Annotated in this window: 22 protein-coding genes; 10 read left to right on the top strand and 12 right to left on the bottom strand. The window is 60.2% G+C overall.

The features are described 5' to 3' along the window. The first annotated feature begins 21 nt into the window (after nucleotides 1–21). Nucleotides 22–1059 (top strand): succinylglutamate desuccinylase/aspartoacylase family protein, encoded by a 1038-nt coding sequence (locus IE087_RS16495; protein ID WP_189370479.1) that lies wholly within the window; start codon nucleotides 22–24, stop codon nucleotides 1057–1059. Nucleotides 1060–1062: 3 nt separating this feature from the next. Here the strand turns inward: IE087_RS16495 and IE087_RS16490 are convergent, their stop codons facing one another. Then, the gene (locus IE087_RS16490; protein WP_189370478.1) at nucleotides 1063–2535 is read right to left on the bottom strand and encodes a divergent polysaccharide deacetylase family protein; all 1473 of its coding nucleotides are present in this window, start codon (nucleotides 2533–2535) and stop codon (nucleotides 1063–1065) included. A 168-nt stretch (nucleotides 2536–2703) separates the two neighbouring features. On the opposite strand from IE087_RS16490, the gene IE087_RS16485 reads away from it, so the two are divergent. The 6 genes from IE087_RS16485 (at nucleotide 2704) to lexA (ending at nucleotide 7606) form a co-directional block, all read left to right on the top strand. Next, nucleotides 2704–3285 (top strand): anthranilate synthase component II, encoded by a 582-nt coding sequence (locus IE087_RS16485; protein ID WP_189370829.1) that lies wholly within the window; start codon nucleotides 2704–2706, stop codon nucleotides 3283–3285. Then, nucleotides 3282–4298 carry an anthranilate phosphoribosyltransferase gene (trpD, locus tag IE087_RS16480; RefSeq protein WP_189370477.1) on the top strand — a complete coding sequence of 339 codons (1017 nt, stop codon included), beginning with the start codon at nucleotides 3282–3284 and terminating at the stop codon, nucleotides 4296–4298. The genes IE087_RS16485 and trpD overlap by 4 nt, the downstream gene beginning before the upstream one ends. 82 nt (nucleotides 4299–4380) lie before the next feature. After that, nucleotides 4381–5196 (top strand): indole-3-glycerol phosphate synthase TrpC, encoded by an 816-nt coding sequence (gene trpC, locus IE087_RS16475; protein WP_189370476.1) that lies wholly within the window; start codon nucleotides 4381–4383, stop codon nucleotides 5194–5196. Continuing rightward, entirely contained in the window at nucleotides 5196–5669 is a 474-nt protein-coding gene (gene moaC, locus IE087_RS16470) for a cyclic pyranopterin monophosphate synthase MoaC (RefSeq protein ID WP_189370475.1), read from the top strand. The genes trpC and moaC overlap by 1 nt, the downstream gene beginning before the upstream one ends. Then, nucleotides 5666–6841, top strand: a complete 1176-nt coding sequence (locus IE087_RS16465; protein ID WP_189370474.1) for a molybdopterin molybdotransferase MoeA — start codon at nucleotides 5666–5668, stop codon at nucleotides 6839–6841. Before moaC ends, IE087_RS16465 begins: the two co-directional genes overlap by 4 nt. A gap of 66 nt (nucleotides 6842–6907) precedes the next feature. Beyond that, nucleotides 6908–7606: a transcriptional repressor LexA gene (gene lexA / locus IE087_RS16460; protein WP_189370473.1), complete on the top strand. Its 699-nt coding sequence runs from the start codon at nucleotides 6908–6910 to the stop codon at nucleotides 7604–7606. An 81-nt stretch (nucleotides 7607–7687) separates the two neighbouring features. Here lexA and IE087_RS16455 read toward each other — a convergent pair whose 3' ends face one another. Continuing rightward, nucleotides 7688–9769 carry a ComEC/Rec2 family competence protein gene (locus IE087_RS16455; RefSeq protein WP_189370472.1) on the bottom strand — a complete coding sequence of 694 codons (2082 nt, stop codon included), beginning with the start codon at nucleotides 9767–9769 and terminating at the stop codon, nucleotides 7688–7690. A gap of 80 nt (nucleotides 9770–9849) precedes the next feature. Here IE087_RS16455 and gltX point away from each other — a divergent pair, with 80 nt between their 5' ends. The 3 genes from gltX to IE087_RS16440 all read left to right on the top strand — a co-directional run bounded on the left by gltX (nucleotide 9850) and on the right by IE087_RS16440 (nucleotide 13838). Beyond that, nucleotides 9850–11250: a glutamate--tRNA ligase gene (gene gltX / locus IE087_RS16450; RefSeq protein ID WP_189370471.1), complete on the top strand. Its 1401-nt coding sequence runs from the start codon at nucleotides 9850–9852 to the stop codon at nucleotides 11248–11250. A gap of 104 nt (nucleotides 11251–11354) precedes the next feature. Next, on the top strand, nucleotides 11355–12650 hold the full coding sequence (gltA, locus tag IE087_RS16445) for a citrate synthase (RefSeq protein WP_189370470.1): 1296 nt from the start codon (nucleotides 11355–11357) through the stop codon (nucleotides 12648–12650). A gap of 150 nt (nucleotides 12651–12800) precedes the next feature. Next, nucleotides 12801–13838 carry a calcium-binding protein gene (locus tag IE087_RS16440; protein WP_189370469.1) on the top strand — a complete coding sequence of 346 codons (1038 nt, stop codon included), beginning with the start codon at nucleotides 12801–12803 and terminating at the stop codon, nucleotides 13836–13838. Between the two features lie 27 nt (nucleotides 13839–13865). Here the strand turns inward: IE087_RS16440 and IE087_RS16435 are convergent, their stop codons facing one another. The 10 genes from IE087_RS16435 to IE087_RS16390 all read right to left on the bottom strand — a co-directional run. Continuing rightward, entirely contained in the window at nucleotides 13866–14642 is a 777-nt protein-coding gene (locus tag IE087_RS16435; RefSeq protein ID WP_189370468.1) for an enoyl-CoA hydratase-related protein, read from the bottom strand. A 69-nt stretch (nucleotides 14643–14711) separates the two neighbouring features. After that, nucleotides 14712–15167 (bottom strand): cytochrome c-type biogenesis protein, encoded by a 456-nt coding sequence (locus IE087_RS16430; protein WP_189370467.1) that lies wholly within the window; start codon nucleotides 15165–15167, stop codon nucleotides 14712–14714. Then, nucleotides 15164–17122 (bottom strand): heme lyase CcmF/NrfE family subunit, encoded by a 1959-nt coding sequence (locus IE087_RS16425; RefSeq protein ID WP_189370466.1) that lies wholly within the window; start codon nucleotides 17120–17122, stop codon nucleotides 15164–15166. Before IE087_RS16425 ends, IE087_RS16430 begins: the two co-directional genes overlap by 4 nt. Nucleotides 17123–17285: 163 nt before the next feature. Continuing rightward, on the bottom strand, nucleotides 17286–17858 hold the full coding sequence (locus tag IE087_RS16420) for a holin family protein (RefSeq protein WP_189370465.1): 573 nt from the start codon (nucleotides 17856–17858) through the stop codon (nucleotides 17286–17288). Continuing rightward, on the bottom strand, nucleotides 17849–18460 hold the full coding sequence (locus tag IE087_RS16415) for a holin-associated N-acetylmuramidase (protein ID WP_189370464.1): 612 nt from the start codon (nucleotides 18458–18460) through the stop codon (nucleotides 17849–17851). Before IE087_RS16415 ends, IE087_RS16420 begins: the two co-directional genes overlap by 10 nt. Before the next feature lie 75 nt (nucleotides 18461–18535). Beyond that, on the bottom strand, nucleotides 18536–18979 hold the full coding sequence (gene ccmE, locus IE087_RS16410) for a cytochrome c maturation protein CcmE (protein ID WP_189370463.1): 444 nt from the start codon (nucleotides 18977–18979) through the stop codon (nucleotides 18536–18538). 46 nt (nucleotides 18980–19025) lie between these two features. After that, nucleotides 19026–20054, bottom strand: coding sequence for an N-acetyl-gamma-glutamyl-phosphate reductase (argC, locus tag IE087_RS16405; protein ID WP_189370462.1), 1029 nt, complete (start codon nucleotides 20052–20054; stop codon nucleotides 19026–19028). A gap of 27 nt (nucleotides 20055–20081) precedes the next feature. Continuing rightward, nucleotides 20082–20891: a glutamate racemase gene (locus IE087_RS16400; RefSeq protein WP_189370461.1), complete on the bottom strand. Its 810-nt coding sequence runs from the start codon at nucleotides 20889–20891 to the stop codon at nucleotides 20082–20084. An 18-nt stretch (nucleotides 20892–20909) separates the two neighbouring features. Then, nucleotides 20910–21794, bottom strand: coding sequence for a lysophospholipid acyltransferase family protein (locus IE087_RS16395; protein ID WP_189370460.1), 885 nt, complete (start codon nucleotides 21792–21794; stop codon nucleotides 20910–20912). An 87-nt stretch (nucleotides 21795–21881) separates the two neighbouring features. Next, on the bottom strand, nucleotides 21882–23216 hold a 1335-nt coding region (locus IE087_RS16390), incomplete at its 5' end, for a DUF6537 domain-containing protein (RefSeq protein WP_189370459.1).

Genomic DNA, 23216 nt, shown 5'->3' with positions numbered 1-23216 from the left:
CGTGTTAGTGGGCCAAAGTTGATGCCACGCGGAGCGTTCCAACTGGGTGACATCAATGTCGCCCCCGGCAGTCGGGCATCCGTGGCCCTGCCCGTGTCAGACTTGCCCGACCACACACCTGTTTCGCTACGGGTCGAGGTTTTGCACGGGAAACGCCCCGGTCCCACCATGTTTGTCAGCGCTGCTGTCCATGGGGACGAGGTGATCGGTGTGGAAATTGCGCGCCGCCTTCTGCGCACACCACAGCTCGACAAGCTGCGTGGCACATTGCTGGTTGTCCCGATCGTGAACGCCTTCGGCTTTCTGGCGCGATCCCGCTATCTGCCAGACCGCCGCGATCTGAACCGTTGCTTTCCCGGCAGCGCAAGCGGGTCCCTTGGGTCGCGGCTGGCGCATATCTTTCTGAATGATGTGGTTCTACGGTGCGATTTCGGCATCGACCTGCATTCCGCTGCCGTTCATCGTACCAACCTGCCTCAAATCCGCATTACGCCTGGCGACCAGATCACCGCGACCATGGCGCGCAGCTTTGGTGCACCAGTCATTCTGACGTCCTCCCTGCGCGAGGGATCATTGCGTGGCGAAGCGGCAGAGCGCGGGACACCCGTTTTGCTTTATGAAGCAGGTGAAGGTCTGCGGTTTGATGAGTTTTCAGTGCGCGCTGGCGTCGCGGGCATCCTCCGCGTGATGCGGGATCAGGACATGTTGGCCGCAAAGGGTATTGCGCACCCACGCACCCCATCTCTGACCTGCAATAGCTCTACGTGGTTGCGCGCGCCCTCCGGCGGCCTGCTGCGTACCTTTCGCGCCGAGGGCGACGTTGTCGAGGAAAACGAGGTTTTGGCGGCCATTTCCGACCCGGCTGGGTCCACGGAAACCGAACTTATCGCCCCGTCGTCTGGAATACTCATCGGACGCGCCGTTCTGCCCGTCGTGAACGAGGGGGACGCGGTATTTCATCTGGCCGAGATAAGTCCCACGGCAGATGAAGACACGGTTGAAGCGATGACAGCCCAACTGGAAGCCGACCCGCTCTTTGACGAAGATGAGATTATCTGAGCCCTATTGCACTTCTTCGGCGAGCAACTGAAGGACAGATGACACTGGGGCAAGCGCCACACGTTCTGCCCGGTCCTGCAACCCCCACAATAGCAAAGCCGAGATCGTGTCGGGACGCAGGCGGCCAACCATGATCACACCGCCTTCCTGACCCGCACGAAACGCTGCCTGATCCAGAAACCGGCGGATGACCGTTGGTGTCTGACCCGCGCTGTCGAAGTCACGGAACACCAGCCCTGCTGGTACGCCTTCACGCACGGCCAGTTTTTGAGCGGTGTTCAAGCCCTTGGATTGCAGGATCAGCCCATGGCCAGAGGCCAAAACAGCGGCAGAGACCTGGTCAGACGCGTCGCGTGTTTCCTGCAAACCGATGCCCGTCCCCTCCATCACCGCGACAGCCTCTGGCACCGCGTCTATCGCCGCTGACAGCGTAACTTCGGTATCTGAAGCCGTTGCGCCTGCTGGCAGGTCCAGAAGGACCGCAACCTCAAACCCTTCGCCGCGATACTCAGCTACACGTTCCGCTGCATCGCCAAGTGACGCATTCACAGCAAATGTCAGCGGATAGGGAAAGCTCCGCAATGCGGCGAGGCCAACGCTGCCACCAGTCAAATCTGCGCCTTCGTCAATCAAGACAATTGACATCAATGGCTTGTTTTCAGGGTTCTCGAAAGGCGCTGCATAAATCTGGATCGGAGGGCCATCCGCCGCCGCGTCATTCGCCTCATTGTCTGTTTCCGCGGGAGGCTCGTCCGCACTCGGAGCGCGGTCGACAAGAGACGTGGCTGGGCGCCCAATCGTGGGCCGTCCATTATCAGTCGCTGGATCCAGCGCCGAGGGAAGCGCGGCGGACCGTTCGGGCGGTGTTTCCGGATCAGCTGGAGTCTCGACCCGCTCAGGAACGTCCGGAGCTGGGGCAGCATCTGGCGCATCCGGTGCCGCGGCTTCGGTCGTCGGTGTGTCTGTGCCTTCGGGGGTTGCCGGAGCATCTTCGGCGAATGCGGTTGGCGCATCGGGAACCTGTGGCGCAGGTGGCTGCGCGGGATCTGTTGAGATGGACAACTCCGTCTCACCCACAGGCGCTTGCGGCGCTTCACCTTGCGGGCTGGGCTGCACCGGCGCATCCGTGTCTATTGCGACAGTTGCGCCTTCACCAACTTCGGCCGGATCAGCCAAACCTTCCGCCTGCCCGGTCTGTGGCACGGATGGAGTATCCGCGCCCGCCGCTTCTGCGGCAGTCAGGTCATCGGCTTCCGGACTGTTGATTTGTGGCGCGTCGCCATCCATGACCAGATCGGCATCGCCCCGCGTCTGTGGCGTCCCGCCGGTGCCTTCCTGCGGTGCATCAACACCCTGCGGCGCGCGCACGACGGCATCTGGCGCTGTCGGGCTGTCGCTGGCAATGGACAGAGCCGCCGCGCCCGCAACGCTCACCACGCCACCCCAGAAAATGCCGCTCAGAAAACCCCGTGCCATATCTGACCTCTTTGCCTGTCCCGCCGTGACCCCGCTTTGCGATGTGCCACAGCCTGCTCTTCGTGCCTGTTCGAAGGCCCCCCGCCTCTTGACGCTGGCCGGCAACCCTGAACATGTATGGCGCGACTATACCGGCCAACGTCCGCCCTTGGAACATCGAATACGCCCATGCTTCTGCTGATCGACAACTACGACAGTTTTACCTACAACCTCGTCCACTATTTGGGATCGTTGGGCGCGGATGTGCACGTCTACCGCAACGACGCACTGAATGTGCAAGAAGCGATGGCACTCAAACCCGAAGGTATCCTTCTTTCGCCCGGCCCCGCGACGCCGGATCAGGCGGGTATCTGTCTTGCACTCACTGCCGCAGCCGCCGAAACCCGCACCCCTCTTATGGGCGTATGCCTTGGTCATCAGACCATCGGGCAAGCCTTTGGTGGTAAAGTCGTGCGCGCGAACGAGATCGTACACGGCAAGATGGGCACCATGCACCACGACAATCATTCGGTGTTCAAAGGGTTGCCAAGCCCGTTCGAAGCAACCCGCTATCATTCGCTGATCGTCGACCGGGACAGCCTGCCGGATGAGCTGGAAATCACCGGCGCACTCGAAGACGGCACGATCATGGGCCTTGCCCACAAGGAATTGCCGATCCACGGCGTGCAATTCCACCCGGAATCGATCCGCTCGGAACACGGGCATGCCATGCTGCAAAACTTCCTTGACCTTATGCCGGTGGCCGCATGAGTGACGCACTGAAACCGCTCATTGATGCGGCGGCAAACGGTCCCCTGACACGCGATCAGGCCGAAACAGCTTTCCAGATCCTCTTTGATGGCGAAGCAACGCCCAGCCAGATCGGCGGCTTGCTCATGGCCTTGCGGACGCGCGGCGAAACCGTTGATGAGTATGCCGCGGCTGCAGCCGTCATGCGCGCCAAGTGCAATGCGGTTAACGCGCCTGCTGGCGCCATGGACATCGTGGGCACAGGTGGGGATGGCAAGGGCACCTTGAACATCTCGACGGCCACGGCATTCGTCGTGGCAGGCGCAGGCGTGACGGTCGCCAAACACGGCAATCGGAACCTCAGCTCCAAGTCCGGGGCAGCGGACGCCCTGACCCAGATGGGTATCAACGTTATGGTTGGCTCTGACGTGGTCGAAAAGGCAATCAAGGGCGCAGGTATCGGTTTCATGATGGCCCCGATGCACCACCCTGCCACCGCTCACGTGATGCCAACACGGGCTGAACTTGGAACACGCACAATCTTCAATATCCTTGGGCCCCTAACCAATCCTGCTGGCGTCAAGAAGCAGCTGACAGGGGCGTTTTCGCGGGACCTGATCCGGCCCATGGCCGAGACACTTGGCCAGCTCGGCTCCACCTCCGCTTGGCTGGTTCATGGCTCTGATGGCACGGATGAACTGACGATCACAGGCGTGTCCTGGGTCTCTGCCCTAGCCGACGGCACAGTCACCGATTTTGAAGTGCACCCGGAAGAAGCAGGGCTGCCCACCCATCCATTTGAGGCCATTGTCGGCGGCACGCCAGAAGAGAATGCCAAATCGTTCGCGGCCCTGCTGGACGGGGCGCCCGGCGCTTATCGCGACGCTGTCCTTCTGAACTCCGCCGCCGCGCTCAAGGTTGCTGGCACCGTCACAGACCTGAAGGAAGGTGTCGCCTGCGCCACCGAAAGCATCGACAGCGGCGCGGCACGCGACAAAATCCGGAAGGTCGCACAGATCACGCAAGCGGGTTGAAGCTCTTTCATCTTGCCAGATAAACTCCGGGGAGCACGAGGGGCTGGCCCCTCGGTCCCTCCGCCAGAAAAAAGCGCAACAGATGACAGATACGATCCTCGATAAAATCAAAGCCTACAAGCTGGAAGAAGTGGCGGCCGACAAGGCATCCAAACCACTTGAAGCCGTAGAAGCCGAGGCACGCGAAGCGTCACCTGTGCGCCCGTTTGCAAATGCCTTGCAGGTTGCGAACCGTGAAGCTTACGGCCTTATTGCGGAGATCAAGAAAGCCAGCCCATCCAAAGGGCTGATCAGGGCGGATTTCGATCCGGCGGCGCTCGCCAGGGCCTACGAAGACGGCGGCGCCACATGCCTGTCGGTGCTGACGGACAGCCCAAGTTTTCAGGGCGCCAAAGAGTTCCTGACACAAGCCCGCGACGCCTGCACCCTGCCCGCTTTGCGCAAGGATTTCATGTACGACACTTATCAGGTGGCCGAGGCGCGCGCGCTTGGGGCCGATTGCATCCTGATCATCATGGCGTCCGTTAGTGATGCACAGGCCCACGAGCTGGAAGAAGCAGCGTTCGAATGGGGCATGGATGTACTGCTGGAAGTGCACGATGCGGAAGAGCTTGACCGCGCTGCGGCTCTGAAAAGCCCGCTCATGGGCATCAACAATCGCAATCTCAAGACATTTGAGGTAACGCTCGACACCACCCGCACCCTGTCCAAACAGGTGCCAGCCGACCGGACCATCGTGGCCGAAAGTGGGCTCAATACACCGGCCGACCTCGCTGACCTTGCCATGTATGGCGCACGCACCTTCCTGATCGGCGAAAGCCTGATGCGGCAAGACGATGTGGCCACAGCCACGCGGACATTGCTTGCCAACCCACTCACTGCCGGAGGGGGCATGTAATGGCACTGACGCATTTCGACGATCAAGGTGCGGCACATATGGTCGATGTGTCGGACAAGGATGTCACTGACCGCATCGCCGTGGCCGAGACATGGGTGAAGATGAGGTCGGAAACCTTTGATATCATTACCGAAGGTCGGGCCAAAAAAGGTGATGTCATTGGTGTTGCACGCCTTGCTGGGATCATGGGGGCCAAGCGCACCGCGGATCTGATCCCCCTGTGCCACCCCCTGCCCATAACCAAGGTGTCCGTCGATCTGACCCCTGACGCTGACCTGCCGGGGCTACGTATCACGGCAACCGTCAAGACAACCGGCCAAACCGGGGTCGAGATGGAAGCGCTGACCGCAGCCTCCACCACCGCCCTTACCGTCTACGACATGGCCAAAGCGGTCGACAAAGGCATGGAAATCGGCGGTCTGCGCGTCGTTCTGAAAGATGGCGGAAAGTCCGGGCGTTACGAGGCGCCATGATCACCGTCAGCCAAGCGCTTGAAAACCTGTTCGGACTTGCGGACGAAATGCCGGTCGAACATGTGCCCCTTCTTGAAGCGGATGGTCGGGTTCTGACTGAACCTGTCGCCTCGCGGCGCACCCAGCCGCCCTTTGCCGCATCGTCGATGGATGGCTACGCGCTCAAAGCGGTCGAGGCCGATCTACACGCGCAGTTCAAAGTGGTGGGTGAAGCCGCCGCAGGGCATGGATGGGCCGGGACAGTCGGCGCGGGTCAAGCCGTGCGCATCTTTACCGGCGCGCCAGTGCCCGAGGGGGCAGACAAGGTTGTCATCCAGGAAGACGTCACACGCAGCGGTAATCTGATCACGATCACGGACGATCCTGGTACAAAAGACAACATCCGTCCCGCTGGCATCGACTTTGCCGAAGGGGATACGCTCGACGCGCCCCGCATCCTTACCCCGGCTGACATTGCCCTTTTGGCGTCGATGAATGTGCCACAGGTTCCTGTGCGACGCGCACCAGTCGTGGCGTTGATCGCAACAGGGGACGAGCTGGTCATGCCGGGCGAAGACCCCGGCCCGGATCAGATTATCGCATCGAACACGTTTGGCCTGTCTGCAATGCTTCGGCGACTTGGGGCTGTGCCCCGCCTCTTGCCCATTGCGCGTGACAGTGCTGCGTCCCTGACAACTGTGTTCAGCTTGGCGCAAGGCGCCGATCTGATCGTCACGATCGGTGGCGCATCGGTCGGCGATCATGACCTTGTCGGCCATGTTGCAGGCGAGTTGGGTATGGAGCGCAGTTTCTACAAGGTCGCGATGCGCCCGGGCAAACCTCTGATGGCGGGACGGTTGCACGGCACGCCCATGATTGGTCTTCCGGGAAACCCCGTCTCCGCCATGGTCTGTGGCACAGTTTTCTTGACCCCAATGATCCGCGCAATGCAAGGATTGGGCCGGGCCCCCGCCCCCCGCCACCAAATGCCGCTCGGAGCACCCCTTACCGCGAATGGCCCACGTGAACACTACATGCGTGGGCGGGTCCGAAATGGCGCGGTCGAGGATGCAGGGCTGCAGGACAGTTCATTGTTGAGTGTGCTGGCCAATGCAAATGCCCTGATCGTGCGCGCCCCCAATGACCCACCCCGTGGCTCTGGTGAACTGGTGGATGTAGTCGATTTGACCTGACCCGTTGACACAAAAGGGGAACGTCCGTAGAACAAACCCAAACAAAATGGGCTTGGAGGACGAACAGTGTTGACGAAAAAGCAGCTGGATCTGCTCGAATTCATTCACAAACGGGTGCAGCGTGACGGGGTTCCCCCCAGCTTTGACGAGATGAAAGAGGCGCTGGATTTGCGCTCGAAATCGGGCATCCACCGGCTGATTACAGCGCTTGAGGAGCGTGGCTTTATCCGTCGGCTCGCGCATCGCGCCCGTGCCATCGAAGTCGTGCGCCTGCCCGAAAGCCTGGGTGGCGCCCCAAGTGGCTTCCAGCCGCGCGTGATTGATGGCGACAAACCTGACGCGCCTCCCCCGGCGGCTGCCCGCCCCGTTGAGACCGCCGACGCTATAAGCTTGCCTGTTATGGGTCGGATTGCCGCCGGGGTTCCAATCTCTGCCATTTCCGAGGTCTCGCACTCTGTGGCTGTGCCCGGACAGATGCTGTCGGGACAAGGCGATCATTATGCGCTTGAGGTCAAGGGCGACTCGATGATCGATGCCGGCATCAATGACGGCGATGTCGTGGTCATCCGCGAAACATCGTCAGCCGATAACGGCGACATTGTCGTGGCGCTTGTCGAAGACCACGAGGCGACGCTGAAGCGCTATATGCGCAAGGGTGATACGATTGCGCTTGAAGCAGCAAATCCAGCCTACGAGACACGTGTTCTCCCTGTCGGACAGGTTAAGGTGCAAGGGCGTCTCGTTGGTTTGATCCGCACCTATTGAACATGGGCGCACGACACGTGCGCCTTACTCATTGCGATCATCGCACAGAATGTATGTCACAGGGCGGACCAGTGGTCCGCCTTACTTGTTTTCCGCAACCGCCCAATTGTTGTCGACACGCCTTGTCAGTTCAGGTGGTGGCGTTTTCGTCCAGCCCGACCACATCCGATCCCCAGCAACGTCACGCGCTGTCCTAATTCGCAGGCCGTTCCCAGTTTCCACAAAGGCAATCGCGCCCGTGCGCCGCAAAATAGGCGGGGACAGCACAAGACAGGGAAGGTTAGCAGCGTCAGCCAGCTTCGTGTTGCTAACGACAATGTCCCCTTTCACGCAGCCTGAAAATCCCGCCGCTGCACGTTTGCCACTCAGGTGGACGATCCGAGGGCCGCTCCCCTGTGTCCAGCGTGCGGCAGCGTCCGCCTGATCAATCCCTTCGCCATCGTTTTCCAACCAGTTGCGCGCGATAAAGCCCGCCCCCTTGGCTTTGCTCAAGGCGCGCCCTTCATCGGTCATGAGGCCCACGATGCCGCCTGTATCGGCCACAAGCACATGCGGGCGCGATCCCGTTTGCCACAGCAGAAAGGCCACAGCGACGGCAGCCACCCCAGCAAAGCGCACACGCCCCTGCCACAGGATCACAAAGAGCATGCCCAAGGCCATCAGCGGCAACACGACAGGACCCGGTCCGGCCACATAGCCTTGCGCCCCGTCCAACCCGGACACGGCATCGGCAACCCATAGAATCCAACGCAACCCCAGCCCCATCAGCCACAAACCAATGCCGTCAAGGCCAACAGGTGCCAGTACCAGCGCCAGAACCGCCGCCGGGATCACAAGTGTCCCCATCAGCGGCACACTTGCGAGGTTCGCGATCAGCCCATAATGCGCCATCGTGTTGAAATGCGCGGCACCAATCGGTGCGGTTGCAAGCCCTGCAACGGCTGAAGAGATCACGACCCCCAAAACTGGCTGCAGCCATTTCGGCCCCAACGACCAATCAAGATCACGGATCCAGCCAAAGACGGCGACAAGCGCGGTGGTGGCGGCAAATGACATCTGGAATCCGGGGCCCATCAATGCCTCCGGCCGCAATGTCAGAACAATCAGGGCGGCCATGGCCACCGCCCGCAGGCTCAGGGCACGCCGGTTGACAAGGACCGCGCACAGAGCAACGGCCACCATGACAAAGGCCCGCTCTGTCGCGACGTTGCCTCCTGACAACGCAAGATAGACAGAGGCCGCGATCAGGGCGCCCACAGCCGCCATTTTTCGAGCCGGCCAATACAGTGCGATGCGGGGGATCAGGGCAAACAGCAGGCGCAGCAGACCGAACACAAAACCCGACAGCAGGCCCATATGCAGACCCGAGATTGCCAGCAAATGAGCCGTGTTCGACGCGCGCAGGTCCTGCAAGGCATCCTGGCTGATCCCACTGCGATCGCCCGTGGTCACAGCCGCGGCAAACCCACCCACATCCCCGGGCAGGACCGCACGAACATGGGTCGAAACGTTCATGCGGAGACGGAAGACGGTCTGGCGCAGGTCGAACTCGGCCATGCTGACGGCAAGTATGGGCACACGGGTGTAGCCCACAGCGCCCAACTCGGCAAACCAGGCATGTCGTTGGAAATCAAAACCTCCCGGCTCCACCGGGCCACCCGGCAGCCCAAGATGCGCCGTTGTCATGATCCGCAAACCCGGTTCCGGAGTCACGCCCAGATCAGATTTGTCATGCAATGAAATGCGCACCCGCGTTGGCGTTTCGAACGGCGCGACGCGGTCCAGTTTGACGTGATCAAGGGTCAGGCGCACGGCATCGGATGCGCTGCGATCCATACCGACAATGCGCCCCTCCACCGGTCCGTAATAGCGCCAGTCCAGCACCGGCCCCGCCACCGAATGCGCCCGCCATCCGGCCAGGACAAAGCCAAAAGCAATCATTGTCAGGAACACGAACGCAGGCGACATCACCTCGCCAATGCGCCGGGACAGAAACGCAGCACCGGCCCCCGCCACCCCGACACTCTGGATCAACACCACCGATGGCTCAAACCGCAGCCCGAAAAACAGCGCGATCCCACAGGCCAGTCCAACCGGGCACCATCCAAACAGGTGGCCGCGCTGGATCAGCATCACGTGGCGAAATCCCAGGCCATGCCCCATGCTTGCCCCTCTCGCCCATGGTGAGTATCAGGAGCGCAAACCGTAGACCCACCGTGGTTAAACAAAGGTAAACGCACACCATGTCCCAACCCGTCGTCACCCGCTTTGCCCCTTCACCCACGGGGTTCCTTCACATCGGCGGGGCACGCACGGCGCTGTTCAACTGGCTGTTCGCACGTGGGCGTGGCGGCACCTTCCTGCTCCGGATCGAAGACACCGACCGCGCGCGTTCGACCCCCGAAGCGACACAGGCGATCCTCGATGGGATGGCTTGGCTGGGCTTGGACCATGATGGCGAGGTGATCAGCCAGTTCGCACGCGCTGACCGCCATGCAGAGGTCGCACATCAGCTGCTGGCAGAAGGCAAAGCGTACAAATGCTTCTCGACCCAGGAAGAGATTGCAGCCTTCCGCGATGCCGCGCGGGCCGAGGGCAAATCGACCCTCTTCCGCTCACCCTGGCGCGACGCTGATCCTGTCACACACCCTGATGCACCGTTCGTTGTTCGGATCAAAGCGCCGCAGGAAGGCACCACCGTGATCCATGACGAAGTGCAAGGCGATGTGACCATTCGGAACGACCAGTTGGACGACATGGTTCTGCTGCGCGGGGACGGCACACCTGTCTACATGCTTGCCGTTGTGGTGGACGACCACGACATGGGCGTTACACACGTGATCCGCGGCGACGATCATCTGAACAACGCTGCGCGACAAATGATGATCTATAATGCCATGGGTTGGGATGTCCCGGTGTGGGCACACATCCCCCTCATCCACGGACCGGACGGCAAAAAACTGTCGAAACGGCACGGTGCGCTGGGGGCTCAGGAATACCAGGTTATGGGCTATCCTGCCGCCGGTATGCGCAATTACCTCGCGCGTCTGGGGTGGAGCCACGGCGATGACGAGTTCTTTACAGATGCGCAGGCAAAAGACTGGTTTGATCTTGGCGGCATCGGGAAAAGCCCTGCCCGTTTTGACGTAAAGAAGCTGGAAAACCTCAGCGGACAGCACATTGCGCAGTCCCAAGACGCTGCATTGCAGCAAGAAATTGAGAGTTATTTGCAGGCCGCAGACAAGAAACCTCTGAAACAATCACAGAAAGATGGGCTTCTGAATGCATTGCCCTACGTCAAGGAACGAGCCAAGACCTTGCCAGAACTGCTTGAAAAAGCGCACTTTGTTCTAACAGATCGCCCAATCGCACCGGATGAAAAGGCATCAAAAGCGCTTGATACGGTATCCCGTAGTATACTGTCGCAATTGACGCCGCAGCTGCAAACCGTTACTTGGTCCCGTGACAGTTTGGAGGCGGTCCTGAACGATTTTGCTGCGTCGCAGGACACGAAATTCGGCAAGCTGGCAGGCCCCTTGCGGGCCGCCCTTGCGGGTCGGGCCGTAACGCCTTCGGTCTTTGACATGATGCTGGTGCTGGGGCGTGACGAAACCCTTGCCAGGCTTGAGGATGCTGCCGCCTGACGAGGTTCATCAATCGTTCATGGTGCGCAGTCTAACGATGGGCACGCGGGTCGACCGCGGCCCCAGGCGGGCGTGCCCGCCACGCGACGAAAGGAACGACCCTGATGGCCGATACCCAAAAATCCGCAACCCTGACAATTGGTGAAGACAGCTTCGACCTGCCCATCCACTCGCCCACCGCCGGCCCCGATGTGTTGGACATCCGCAAACTCTACGGTCAGGCGGGTGTGTTTACATACGACCCTGGCTTTACCTCGACCGCCAGCTGCGACAGCACCATCACCTTTATCGATGGTGGCAAAGGCGTTCTGCTGCACCGCGGATACCCAATCGACCAACTCGCAGGCAAATCCCACTATCTCGAAGTGTGCTACCTGCTGCTTTACGGTGAACTGCCGTCCGCCGCCCAATTGGAAGAATTCGAAAGCCTAGTGACAAACCACACCATGCTGCACGAACAGATGCAGTATTTCTATCGTGGCTTCCGTCGTGACGCGCACCCGATGGCAATCATGACCGGCGTGGTCGGCGCGATGTCCGCCTTCTACCACGACTCGACAGACATCCACGACGAACACCAGCGCGAGGTCGCCTCGATCCGCCTGATCGCCAAGATGCCAACGATTGCGGCTTGGGCTTACAAATTCTCGATCGGGCAGCCCTTCATCTATCCGCGCAACGATCTGGACTATGCGTCGAACTTCCTGCGCATGTGCTTTGCCGTCCCGGCGGAGGATTACGAGGTGAACCCGATCCTGAGCCGCGCGATGGATCGCATCTTTACCCTGCATGCCGATCACGAACAGAACGCGTCGACCTCGACCGTGCGTCTGGCGTCGTCCTCGGGCGCGAACCCGTTCGCATGTATCGCCGCGGGCATTGCCTGCCTCTGGGGTCCTGCCCACGGTGGCGCAAACCAGGCATGTCTGGAAATGCTCAAGGAAATCGGCAGCGTCGACCACATCCCCGAATTTATCGCCCGTGCCAAGGACAAGGATGATCCGTTCCGCCTGATGGGCTTTGGCCACCGCGTCTACAAGAACTTCGATCCGCGCGCGACGGTGATGAAGCAATCCGCAGACGAAGTGCTGGAACTGCTTGGTGTGGACAACAACCCGATCCTTCAGGTCGCCAAGGAACTGGAAAAACAGGCGCTGGAAGATCCGTATTTCGCCGAGAAGAAACTGTTCCCGAACGTTGATTTCTATTCGGGAATCATCCTCGAAGCGATGGGCTTCCCGACCTCCATGTTCACACCGATTTTCGCGATGTCCCGCACCGTGGGATGGATTTCGCAGTGGAAGGAAATGATCGCCGATCCGCAAAACAAGATCGGGCGCCCGCGTCAGTTGTATCTGGGCGAAACATCCCGCGACTACGTCGATATCGAAAGCCGCTAACCCGACCAAAGCCCCGCCCAGTGCGGGGCTTTTCCTTTTCAATTCAACTGGTTTGGTGAAATCGTTTCCCTGCGATCAACAATACCTCCGGTTGCTTGACAGACACCGTTTGAACGTTCCAATTATCCTAAAACACTGGGGGGTGTTGTTATGGTAATTGGCTTAACTCTTCTAACTCTACTGGGCATCGGGCTGATCGTCAGTATCGTGGACGATGATGATGACGGCGACACAAACGAAGCTGACGCGGTCGCAGAACCCGAAGGCGTGGAAGTCGCCGGTACAGAAGATGGGGAAACCATCGACGGCACAGAAGGCACCGACCTTCTGATCGGCGGCGAAGGCGAAGACACAATCAGCGGCGCAGACTCCTCGGACACAATCGAAGGCGGCGTTGGGAACGACCTGATCGAAGGCGACGCTGGCGACGACCGTCTCTTGGGTCAGGCGGATGATGATGTGATCGTTGGCGGCGCAGGGGATGACACCATTGCCGGTGGTCAAGGCGACGACTTTGCCCAAGGACGCGGTGGCGATGACCGGCTGACCGGTAGTCTCGGCAGGGATTGGCTGGAAGGTGGGGATGGCTCCGACACGGCCTTGGCCGGGTTCGGAGAGGATACCCTTGTCGGGGGCGCAGGCGCGGACTCTCTCGAAGGCGGCGGCGGCAATGACTTGATTATGGGTGGTGACTTGTCACTCATCGACCTGTCCCCCTCCGATTTGGCTGGCTTGCGGGACGGCACGTTGAGTTTCGTCCAGGCCGCGGGGCTTGGAGGGATCGACGACAATATTCTCGAAGAACCCAATGCCGAAGACAACGCCGCTGATACCCTCAGCGGCGGCGACGGAAATGACGCCTTGCTCCTCGGGAGCGGAGACATCGCAACCGGCGGTGCCGGCGAGGATGAATTTGGGATTTTCGCTGACGCGCTGTCAGGGGATCAGGGTCCAAGCACCATAACAGACTACGTCCCTGGAGAAGACTTCATCTTTGTGCTGGCTGATCCAGAAGCGCCGGTAGCGGCGAATATTTCGGTGCTTACGGCCGGAGATGACGCCATTGTCGCCCTGAATGGTCAGCCCGTCACTGTTGTATCCGGAGCGGCGGGATTGCTGTCGACAGACGATATCGCCTTTATCTCCGGCATCCCGATCCCGGTTTTGGACCCCAATACGACAGTCTGACCAAGAAAGATGCTGATCCAGCCTGGATCAGCGTCCTTCGAAGCTCGGTTTCCGCTTCTCGACAAAAGCGAGCACGCCTTCGCGGAAGTCGCGGCTTTGGCCACAATCGCCCTGCTCGGACGCCTCAGATGCCATCTGCGCCTCAAGGTCGTTGCTCCAGCTTTCACGTATCACGCGCTTGGCGGCTGCAAAGGCTTTGGTCGGACCATTCGCCAGATGCGCGACACGCGCTTTCCAGTGATCATCGAATCCCTCATCCGCAACGGCTTCCCAGATCATGCCCCAAGCGTCCGCTTGGCGGGCCGTGATCTTTTCGGCAAACAATGCGGTGCCAATGGCCTTGGCCATGCCCATCGTGCGCGGTAGCACATAGGTTCCACCGGCATCCGGGATCAGGCCAATCCGGGTAAAGGCTTGCAGGAAATACGCACTCTCCGACGCGATCACCACATCGCATGCCAACGCAAGGTTTGCCCCTGCCCCGGCAGCCGCACCATTGACCACGGCGACCGTCGGCACGGGGCAATCAACAATCGCATTCAACATCGGCGTGTATTCGTCGCGCAATGTGCGCTCCAGATCGAGGTTGGACGCATTGGCGCGATCCCCCAAATCCTGGCCCGAGCAGAAAGCACGCCCTGCACCGGTCAACACGACAACGCGTGCTGTTTTGCCCGCATGGGTCACGGCCACCTCGATCTCTGCCCGCATCTGCGTCGTCAACGCATTCATCACGTCCGGCCGGTTCAGCGTGATGATCGCTGCGCCATCTTCCATTTCATAGGTGAGCGTCTCGTAGTTCATGGCCGGTGTCCCTTCAGGTTCCGATCCTCAATATCAAACCGATCAGTTTAGAAAAGCCCCGACGCGCCGTTACTCGTCCATAATCTCGCGCAAGCGACGGGTTTCCTCATCGTTCAACCCGGCGTCTGTCGTGACAGGTACACGACTGCGCCCGCGCAAGTAACCAAAGCCAATGCCGGCCGCCAACAGGAACATCAGCGGCCCAGCGGCCCACAACATCCAGTTGGACCCCGATGTGCGGGGCGTCATCAAAACGAACTCTCCATAGCGTTCGACAAAGAAATCAACGATCTGTGCGTTGCTTTGCCCTGCCGCCACCTGCTCGCGAATGACCTGCCGCGCATCAACGGCCCATTGCGCATTCGACCATGCAACGGACTCGGACTGACACACCACGCAACGCAACGCATGATCTAAAGCACGGGCACGCGCCTCTTGCTCGGGGTCTTCAAGCATTTCTGATGGATCAAGTGCGAGAGCGGCGGTGGTCAAAAGCACCCAGAACAGAACAACAAGCCGTTTCATTCTGCAGGCACCGCTTGCACCTTGCGCGCGCCAACAGCCACACGGAAGCGCCGGTCGCTCAGTGACAAGAGCCCGCCAAGGGACATGAGTGCACAGCCGATCCAGATCCAGTTGGTCAACGGTTTGATATAGGTCCGCACAGCCCAGCCACCGCCCTGTTGCGCATCGCCAATCACAACATAGACATCACGGGCCAAATCATAGTCGATCCCAGCCTCGGTCGTGGGCATCTGCGCCACGGGATAGATACGTTTTTCCGGGTGCAGTTGCGCAATTTCGCTCCCATTGCGCGCCAAGGTGATCGAAGCCATCGTGGACAGGTAGTTCGGCCCTTCCACATCCTCGACCGCGTCAAGGGTCAGGTCATATCCGCCGACATTGAATTGCTCGCCGATCTGGGCCACGCGGATGTCTTCGGTTTGCCAAGCCGTCAGCCCCGCAACACCAATCATCGTGACACCCAGGCCAGCATGGGCCACCGTCTTGCCCCAATCCGCCCGCGGCAAGCGCCAGAGCCGACCAAAGTCAAACGTCTTCCCGGTCCGGGACGCAACGTCGACCATCGCGCCCATCACCAGCCACGCGCCAAGGAACGCACCCAGTGGGCCGGTCAACGGCTTGCCCGTGTTCATCGCCCAGGCCAATCCGCCAAAGGCCAAGGCCAACACAAAGACATAGCGCAGCGGTCGCACCGCTTTCGAAATCTGCCCCCGCTTCCACGGGATCATAGCCCCGATCGGCAGGATCAAACCAAGGATCACCATGAACGGCGTAAAGGCCATGTTGAAGAAAGGCGGACCGACGCTCAACTTCCGGTCAAAGAACATCTCGGCCACCAACGGCCACATCGTGCCCACGAAGACCACAAAGCAACTCACGGCCAGCAAGAGGTTGTTGGCGATCAGTGCACTTTCGCGACTGACCATCCCAAACACGCCCCGCGCCTCCATCGCACCTGCGCGCAAGGCAAACAACAGCAACGCCCCGCCCATGAAAAAGCCCATGATCATCAGGATGAACACGCCACGCTCAGGATCATTGGCAAAGGCGTGCACCGAGGTCAGCAAACCAGACCGCACGATAAATGTGCCGATCAACGAAAACCCAAAGGCGAGGATGGCAAGCAAGATGGTCCATGATTTCAGGCTCTCGCGTTTCTCAACCACGATGGCCGAATGCAGCAGCGCTGCCGCCAGCAGCCACGGCATGAACGACGCATTCTCGACCGGGTCCCAGAACCAGAATCCGCCCCAGCCCAGCTCATAATAGGCCCACCAAGACCCCAACGCGATTCCGATGGTCAGGAAGACCCAGGCCGCCAGCGTCCAGGGCCGCACCCAGCGGCCCCACGCCGCATCCACGCGGCCCTCGATCAGGGCTGCGACGGCAAAGGAAAAGGCCATGCTCAGCCCAACATAGCCCAGGTAAAGGAACGGCGGATGGAACGCCAAACCGGGGTCCTGCAACAGCGGGTTCAAGTCCTGGCCGTCAAAGGGTGGCACAGCCAAGCGCAGAAAAGGGTTCGATGTGAAAAGGATAAAGGCCAGAAAGGCCACGCCAATGGCCCCCTGCACCGCCAGAACCCGTGCGCGCAATGTGGGTGGCAAATTTTCCCCGAACCACGCAGCCATGGCCCCGAACAGCGCCACGATCAGCACCCAAAGCAGCATGGACCCTTCGTGGTTGCCCCATGTGCCCGAGATTTTATAGAGCATCGGCTTAGCCGAATGACTGTTCAAAACCACCAGCCGTAAAGAGAAATCCGAGACAATGAACGCCCACATCAGCGCCGCAAAGGAAAAGGCGATCAGCAGGAACTGGGCCGACGCCGCAGGTTCCGCAACGGCCATCCAGCGCGCATCCCGGCGCCATGCGCCAAGCAGCGGGACAACAGCCTGAACAATGGCTATCAAAAAGGCGAGGACGAGGGCGAAGTGACCGAGCTCTGTAATCATGGCACTGTTATATGCCGCCCGGATCACCCCGCCAATGCCCCTGCCGTTTATGTCGCATCACGACATCGCCAGAAACGCGGTTTCTTCTGATCAAAAGTACCACGGGGACGCCGAAGGCGGGGGCAGAGCCCCTGAAAAATGTTGTCGCGCAGCGGCCTTTGGATCACGCCGCAGCACGCCACTCGTCCAGTGCCGCATTCTCTCCCTGGGCCAGTGACACAACAGTCAACCGCGCATCCCCATCCGTGGCCGCCGCCCCAATTCCGTAATGGCGCATCTTTCGCAGGGCAGCGACATTCTCCATCACCTGCGGCACATGTGCCATCGTATGCACGATCTCGCGCTGAAACTGCTGCGCTTTCACCTGATGGCGCGCGCCAAAGTAAAAGGACACGATCACACCCAACAGCCACCACAGCGGTTCAGGCACCAACGCAATTCCCTGCATACGTTCCGCAAACCACAAAGGCGCCACCATGGCCGAGACGAACAAGCCCAGGGTCCCCAAAGCCAGCGCCGGACGCGGCAAACGATTGATCCCGTCCATCACGCGGTCAAACCACGCCACGCGCGGCACGGCAAACTCAGCCCCGAGCTCGCGCATCGCCTGAATTTGAACCTCATGGGCCCGCGCCGATCCGGCCTCGGCATTCTCGCGGAACACCTCGACCGTGTCCTTCACCACATTGCGATCACCGCCGAACAGCAGTGCAAACAGCCCTTGCATCAACCCCATGCCGCGACCCTTTCCCGAAACTGTGTGTCCGTCAGATGAAAGCGCGGCGTGATGAACTCCTCGGCCCGCTTGATCCAGCCGCCCTTCCCACCGGCACGGCTGCGCGCGTATTTGCGGCTGGCCGGCCGATTGTCAGCGATGCGGAAGTAATAGTTGCGCCGCGCAATCCCGTAGGCATCAACCAGATGATCAGGTGCCGCGTCGTATGCAGCGCGCGTGGCCGCGATGCTTTGTGGTCCCAACGCCCCATCGACTACAACGGTATGCCCCATGGTGTTCAGCAAACGCTGCAGGATCTTGATCGCATTGGCACCCGCGTTGACATACATGTCAAAGACGGAGGCGTGCAACGGTTCCGGCAAAGCCGCAATTCTTGGCCGCTCGAAGTAGTGCGTGATGAAAATATCCACCGCTTGCGCACGGCTGAGACGGCGCACGTCGCGCACGTCCACATCGCCATCGCGGTCGAGGTCCAAACCCAACCGCTCCATCGTGTGGATCGTCACGCCAAACTTCGTCGCACCACCCGGATCATCCGGATCATTCACAAAGCCGCCCTCGCGACCCACGATCTCTTCTGCAATGTCTCGGACATTCTGCATCAGTCAGCCTTTCCCACAAGATGTGATGGGAAGACTGCTGTGATGCTGGTTAATGGGCTTTAACCTGAGCGCACGCTAGGTGTCGGGCTCCTTGTAGACGCCCTGCTCCTTAAGCGCGTCCACCACCTCAGCAGGCATATATGTCTCGTCATGTTTGGCAAGAATTTCAGAGGCTTCAAAAACACCGTTGATGTATGAGCCGGTGCCAACCATGCCCTGGTTCTCTTCGAAAAGATCGGGTAGCACGCCGGTGAACACGACGGGCACTGTTGCGCCGCCATCCGTCACCTCAAAGCGAATCGACTCGCCCTGACCGCGCACCAGTGACCCCTCGGCCACCAGTCCACCAATGCGGAACACCTCGGTCGGACCGGGAGGCTCCGCAATGATCTGGCTGGGTGCGCGGAAGAAGTTGATCCCATCGCGCATGGCGTAGCCGATCAGTACCGTCGACACTGTCAGAGCCACCGCCGCAAGGGCGATGATCTGGATTCGGCGCTGCTTTTTCAGGCTCTTCATCTTTGCGACTCCAGCCCAGATTTTTCGTACGAAAAATCTCAGCCCGCTACGGAAACAGCGGGGCCATCAACAGCCCCTCGACCTCCGAAATACCTAACATCAGATTGGCATTTTGCAACGCCTGCCCTGACGATCCCTTGGTCAAATTATCGAGGGCAGCCACAACCACGGTCCGCCCGGGCAACCGATCCGCCGCGACGCCTATATGACAAAAGTTCGATCCGCGCACATGCCGGGTGCTGGGCACCTCGCCCATAGGCAACACTTCGATGAACGGTTCCGCCTCATAAGCCGCTGCCAGCGTGTCATAAACGGCCTGCGCCTCGCCTTTGACATAGGCCGTGCCCAGAATGCCCCGGTTTGCAGGGATCAAATGCGGCTGGAACTGGATGTGAACGTCCCGCCCCGCGACCTTGGAAAACTCCTGATCAAACTCCCCAAGATGCCGGTGTGACCCGCCCGTGGCATAGGCATGATACCCTTCGCTCAGCTCAGCATGCAGCAGGTTTTCCTTCAGCGCCCGCCCGGCGCCAGACACGGCTGCTTTCAAATCGAGAATGATGTCATCCAGATCGATCACGCCAGCCGCGATCAATGGCCGCAACGCAAACTGCCCTGTGGCCGCGTTGCAGCCGGTGCCAGCCACCAGACGCGCACCCGCAATCTCATCCCGATAAAACTCGGTCAGGCCATAGACTGCCTCACCCTGCATCTCGACTGCGCTGTGCGGATTTCCATACCATTTCTGGTATTCCTCGGGATCCCGCAGCCGGAAATCAGCACTCAGGTCCACAATCCGCAAGTCCCGTGGCAGGCCCGAGATCACCTCCTGGCTGGTCTTGTGCGGCAACGCGCAAAAACACAGATCAATGCCCATCCAGTCAATCTGGTCAAAGGCCACCATGGTGGGCAGGTCCAGATGGCGCAGATGCGGATACACCTGCGCAACGGTTTGCCCCGCTTTAGAGAACGCGCCCAAAGCCTTGATTTCAATAGAGGAGTGCCCGGCAATCAGCCGGATCAATTCAGCGCCCGTATAGCCGGAAGCGCCCAGAATAGCGATGTTATAGGTCATGTCGGTCTTCTTGGATAAAGGGTCAGATCAAGCGGCTTCAAACGTGATCTGTCGTCGCAAGAACTGCGTGGCACGCTGGCTGACAGTCTTGGGATTGCCCGTGGTCAGATATCCCGGCGTCCCGCTGCCCATCTTGTCAGGGTGGCGCTGCAGATAGTCGGCGAGGCTTTCGCCCACCAGACCGGCTTGCGAATACACGGCCACATCCGCGCCCAGCGCATCCTGAAACTCATCCTGCATCAGCGGATAGTGTGTGCATCCCAGAATGGCCGCCTGCGGGTGGGGCATTTTGCGCTTCAGCGCATCGACGTGGGATCGCACCAGCGCATCGGCAAGGATCATATCACCGTCTTCAATCGCATCGACAACACCGCCACATGCTTGCGCTTCGACATCAACGCCAATGGCGCGAAACGCCAGCTCCCTTTGAAACGCACGGCTCGCCACGGTCGCAGGCGTCGCAAAGAGCGCCACATGCTGCACACCGACCTCGCGCGGGGGCGAGTTGTCGCCCCATTGCCGCTCCGTCAGCGCCTCGATCATGGGGACGAACACGCCAAGGACGCGCTTGTCCTCGGGCACCCACCCCTCCTGCATCCGCCGCAGGGCCGCTGCAGAGGCCGTGTTGCACGCCAGAATGACAAGATTGCATCCCGCATCAAACAGGCGCTGCACAGCGGCACAAGTCAGGCCAAAGATGTCATCGGCAGTCCGCACGCCATAAGGCGCGTTGGCGCTGTCGGCCAGATAGATGAAATCAACATCCGGAAGCCGCTTTTGCGCAGCGTCCAGCACGGTCAAACCGCCCAAACCGGAATCGAAAATACCAACTGCCATCTTACGCCTCTTGCGGCCTTACGTGCGGTGCCGCTCTTCGAACTCATATCCCAGGTCAAACACCTTCACCGGGTTCGGGTTCAGCTCATACGTGGCTTTGCGCAGGAATTCCATCATCTGTTTCGGCTCCCCCGCCATGGGGTTGAGCACATCCCTGCCGATGGGGTCCCCAATCACCACATCCACGGGCGTATCCACCCGCTTCTTGAACTCTTTGATCAGCAGGCCAAGGCGCAGCGTGTTGTGCAGGTGGCTTGCGATCTGGAACAACCGACTTGTGTGACCATCGAAGTACAGCGGTACAACAGTCGCATCAGATTTCGCCACCATGCGGGCGGTGAAACTGCGCCAACCGGGGTCCATAGGTCTTGAGAACGGCTTGGCCGCCGTGCTGACAGTCCCGCCGGGAAAGATGCCAATGGCACCGCCATCGCCAAGATAGCGCAACGCTTCCTTGCGGGTCGCCACGTTCAGCGCCATCGCCTCCCGCGTGTCATCAAAGCTGATGGGCAGCAGAACCTTGTTCAGCTCCTCGGCCTTCTTGAAGACCGAGTTTGCCATGATGCGAAAATCACCCCGGATGGTCGACAGGATATGGCCCATCATTAGCCCATCCAGAATGCCATAGGGGTGGTTCGCAATCAGGATCAGCGGCTTGTCCCGTGGGATGTTGTTCAAACTGCCCGCAACCACATTCAGCGTCAGCCCATAACGCTCGACCATGACGGCCCAGAAATCACGGCCCGCCGCGACCTCGTGTTCGTAGCCCTGCGCCCGCTTGATCAACCGCAGACGCCCGGTCGTGTTCTCAAGGATACGGATCAAGGCGCGCCCACCCTTGGTCTCGGCCGAGTGGGAATAGCTGATCTCGCGCGTGATCTCGCGTTGCTGACGGTTGGGCATAGTGCTTTGCCTGATGACGGTTCTAGCAACCCGTTTTACGGGCTGAGCGCAATCCTGCCTAGCCCATATGACGCAGGTGTGACGCGATCACTCAGCGGCTTTGGCCTGACTGGGTCCCCCTGTCCGGATGACAGACAACAACTCCTCGCGCCGCTTAGCTGCTTTTGCTTCGTTCGTCTGCTTGACCGGACCAAAGCCCCGAATGTCGAGCGGAAGCGCAGCCAGCGCTACAATTGCATCGCGGGTGCCATCATCCAGCTTGGGCAGCACGGCCTTTATATCGGCCTCATACTGCTTGACCAGCGCGCGCTCCATCCGCCGCTCCTCGGTCCGCCCAAAGATGTCAAGCGGTGTCCCCCGCAGACCTTTCAACTTGGCCAGCAGACGGAAGTTGCGCATCATGCCCGGCCCGTATTCCTTCTTCACAGGCCGCCCATCCGGGCCATCCTTCGAAAGCATCGGTGGGGCCAGGTGGAATTTCATGGTGAAGTCGCCCTCAAACTGCTCCCGTGCCTTGGCTTCTGTTTCCAGATGCAGGCGGGCCACCTCGTATTCGTCCTTGTAGGCCAGCAGCTTGTGATAGCCCTTGGCCACCGCCTCTTTCACAGCGACCTCCTCAATACCGTCGACCAACTTGCGATAGCGCTTGGCCAAGCGCTTGGACTGATACTTCACCAAATGCTCCGCACGGAAGGCGATCTTCTCCTCCAGCGACTTCGGCAACTGGATCACCTTCGGCTCGGCAATGCGCGCCGCTTCTTCGGCATGCAGCACCGCCCAGCGCCCGATATCAAAGGCGCGTTTGTTGCGCTCCACCGCCGCACCGTTCAGATCAATGGCCGCCACGATGGCGTCATGCGTCAACGGCACCAGGCCCCGCTGCCAAGCAGCGCCAAAGATCATCATGTTGGAAAAGATGCTGTCGCCCATCGTGGCCTTGGCCAGGTCCGAGGCATCAAACATATCCACCCGATCCCGCAGCCGCGCCTCAAGGGCAAGGCTCAACCGGTCCGAGGGCAAGGCAAACTCTGTGTCCCGCGTAAAATCGCCCGTGATGATCTCGTGACTGTTCACCACAGCCCCCGTGCGCCCAGCGCTTGTCAGGCCAAGTGTCTTGGCCCCCGCACTCACCACCAGATCACCGCCAATCAGCGCATCACACTCACCAGTCGCCACACGAATGGCACTGATATCGGCCGGATCATTCGCCAAACGGCAGTGGATATGCACCGCACCACCCTTTTGGGCCAGCCCCGCCATCTCCATCATCCCGGCACCCTTGCCGTCGATATGCGCCGCCTGCGCCATAACTGCACCAATGGTCACAACACCGGTGCCACCAACACCCGTAATCACCACGTTCCACGGGCCCTTGATCTCCGGCAACTCGGGCATCGGCAGATCAGGCAAATGCAACTCGGT

Origin of the sequence: Tateyamaria omphalii (assembly GCF_014651375.1) — a bacterium.
Taxonomy (GTDB): Bacteria; Pseudomonadota; Alphaproteobacteria; order Rhodobacterales; family Rhodobacteraceae; genus Tateyamaria; species Tateyamaria omphalii.
Note: the sequence above shows the minus strand (reverse complement) of the source record. Positions and strands in the feature narration are given on the sequence as shown.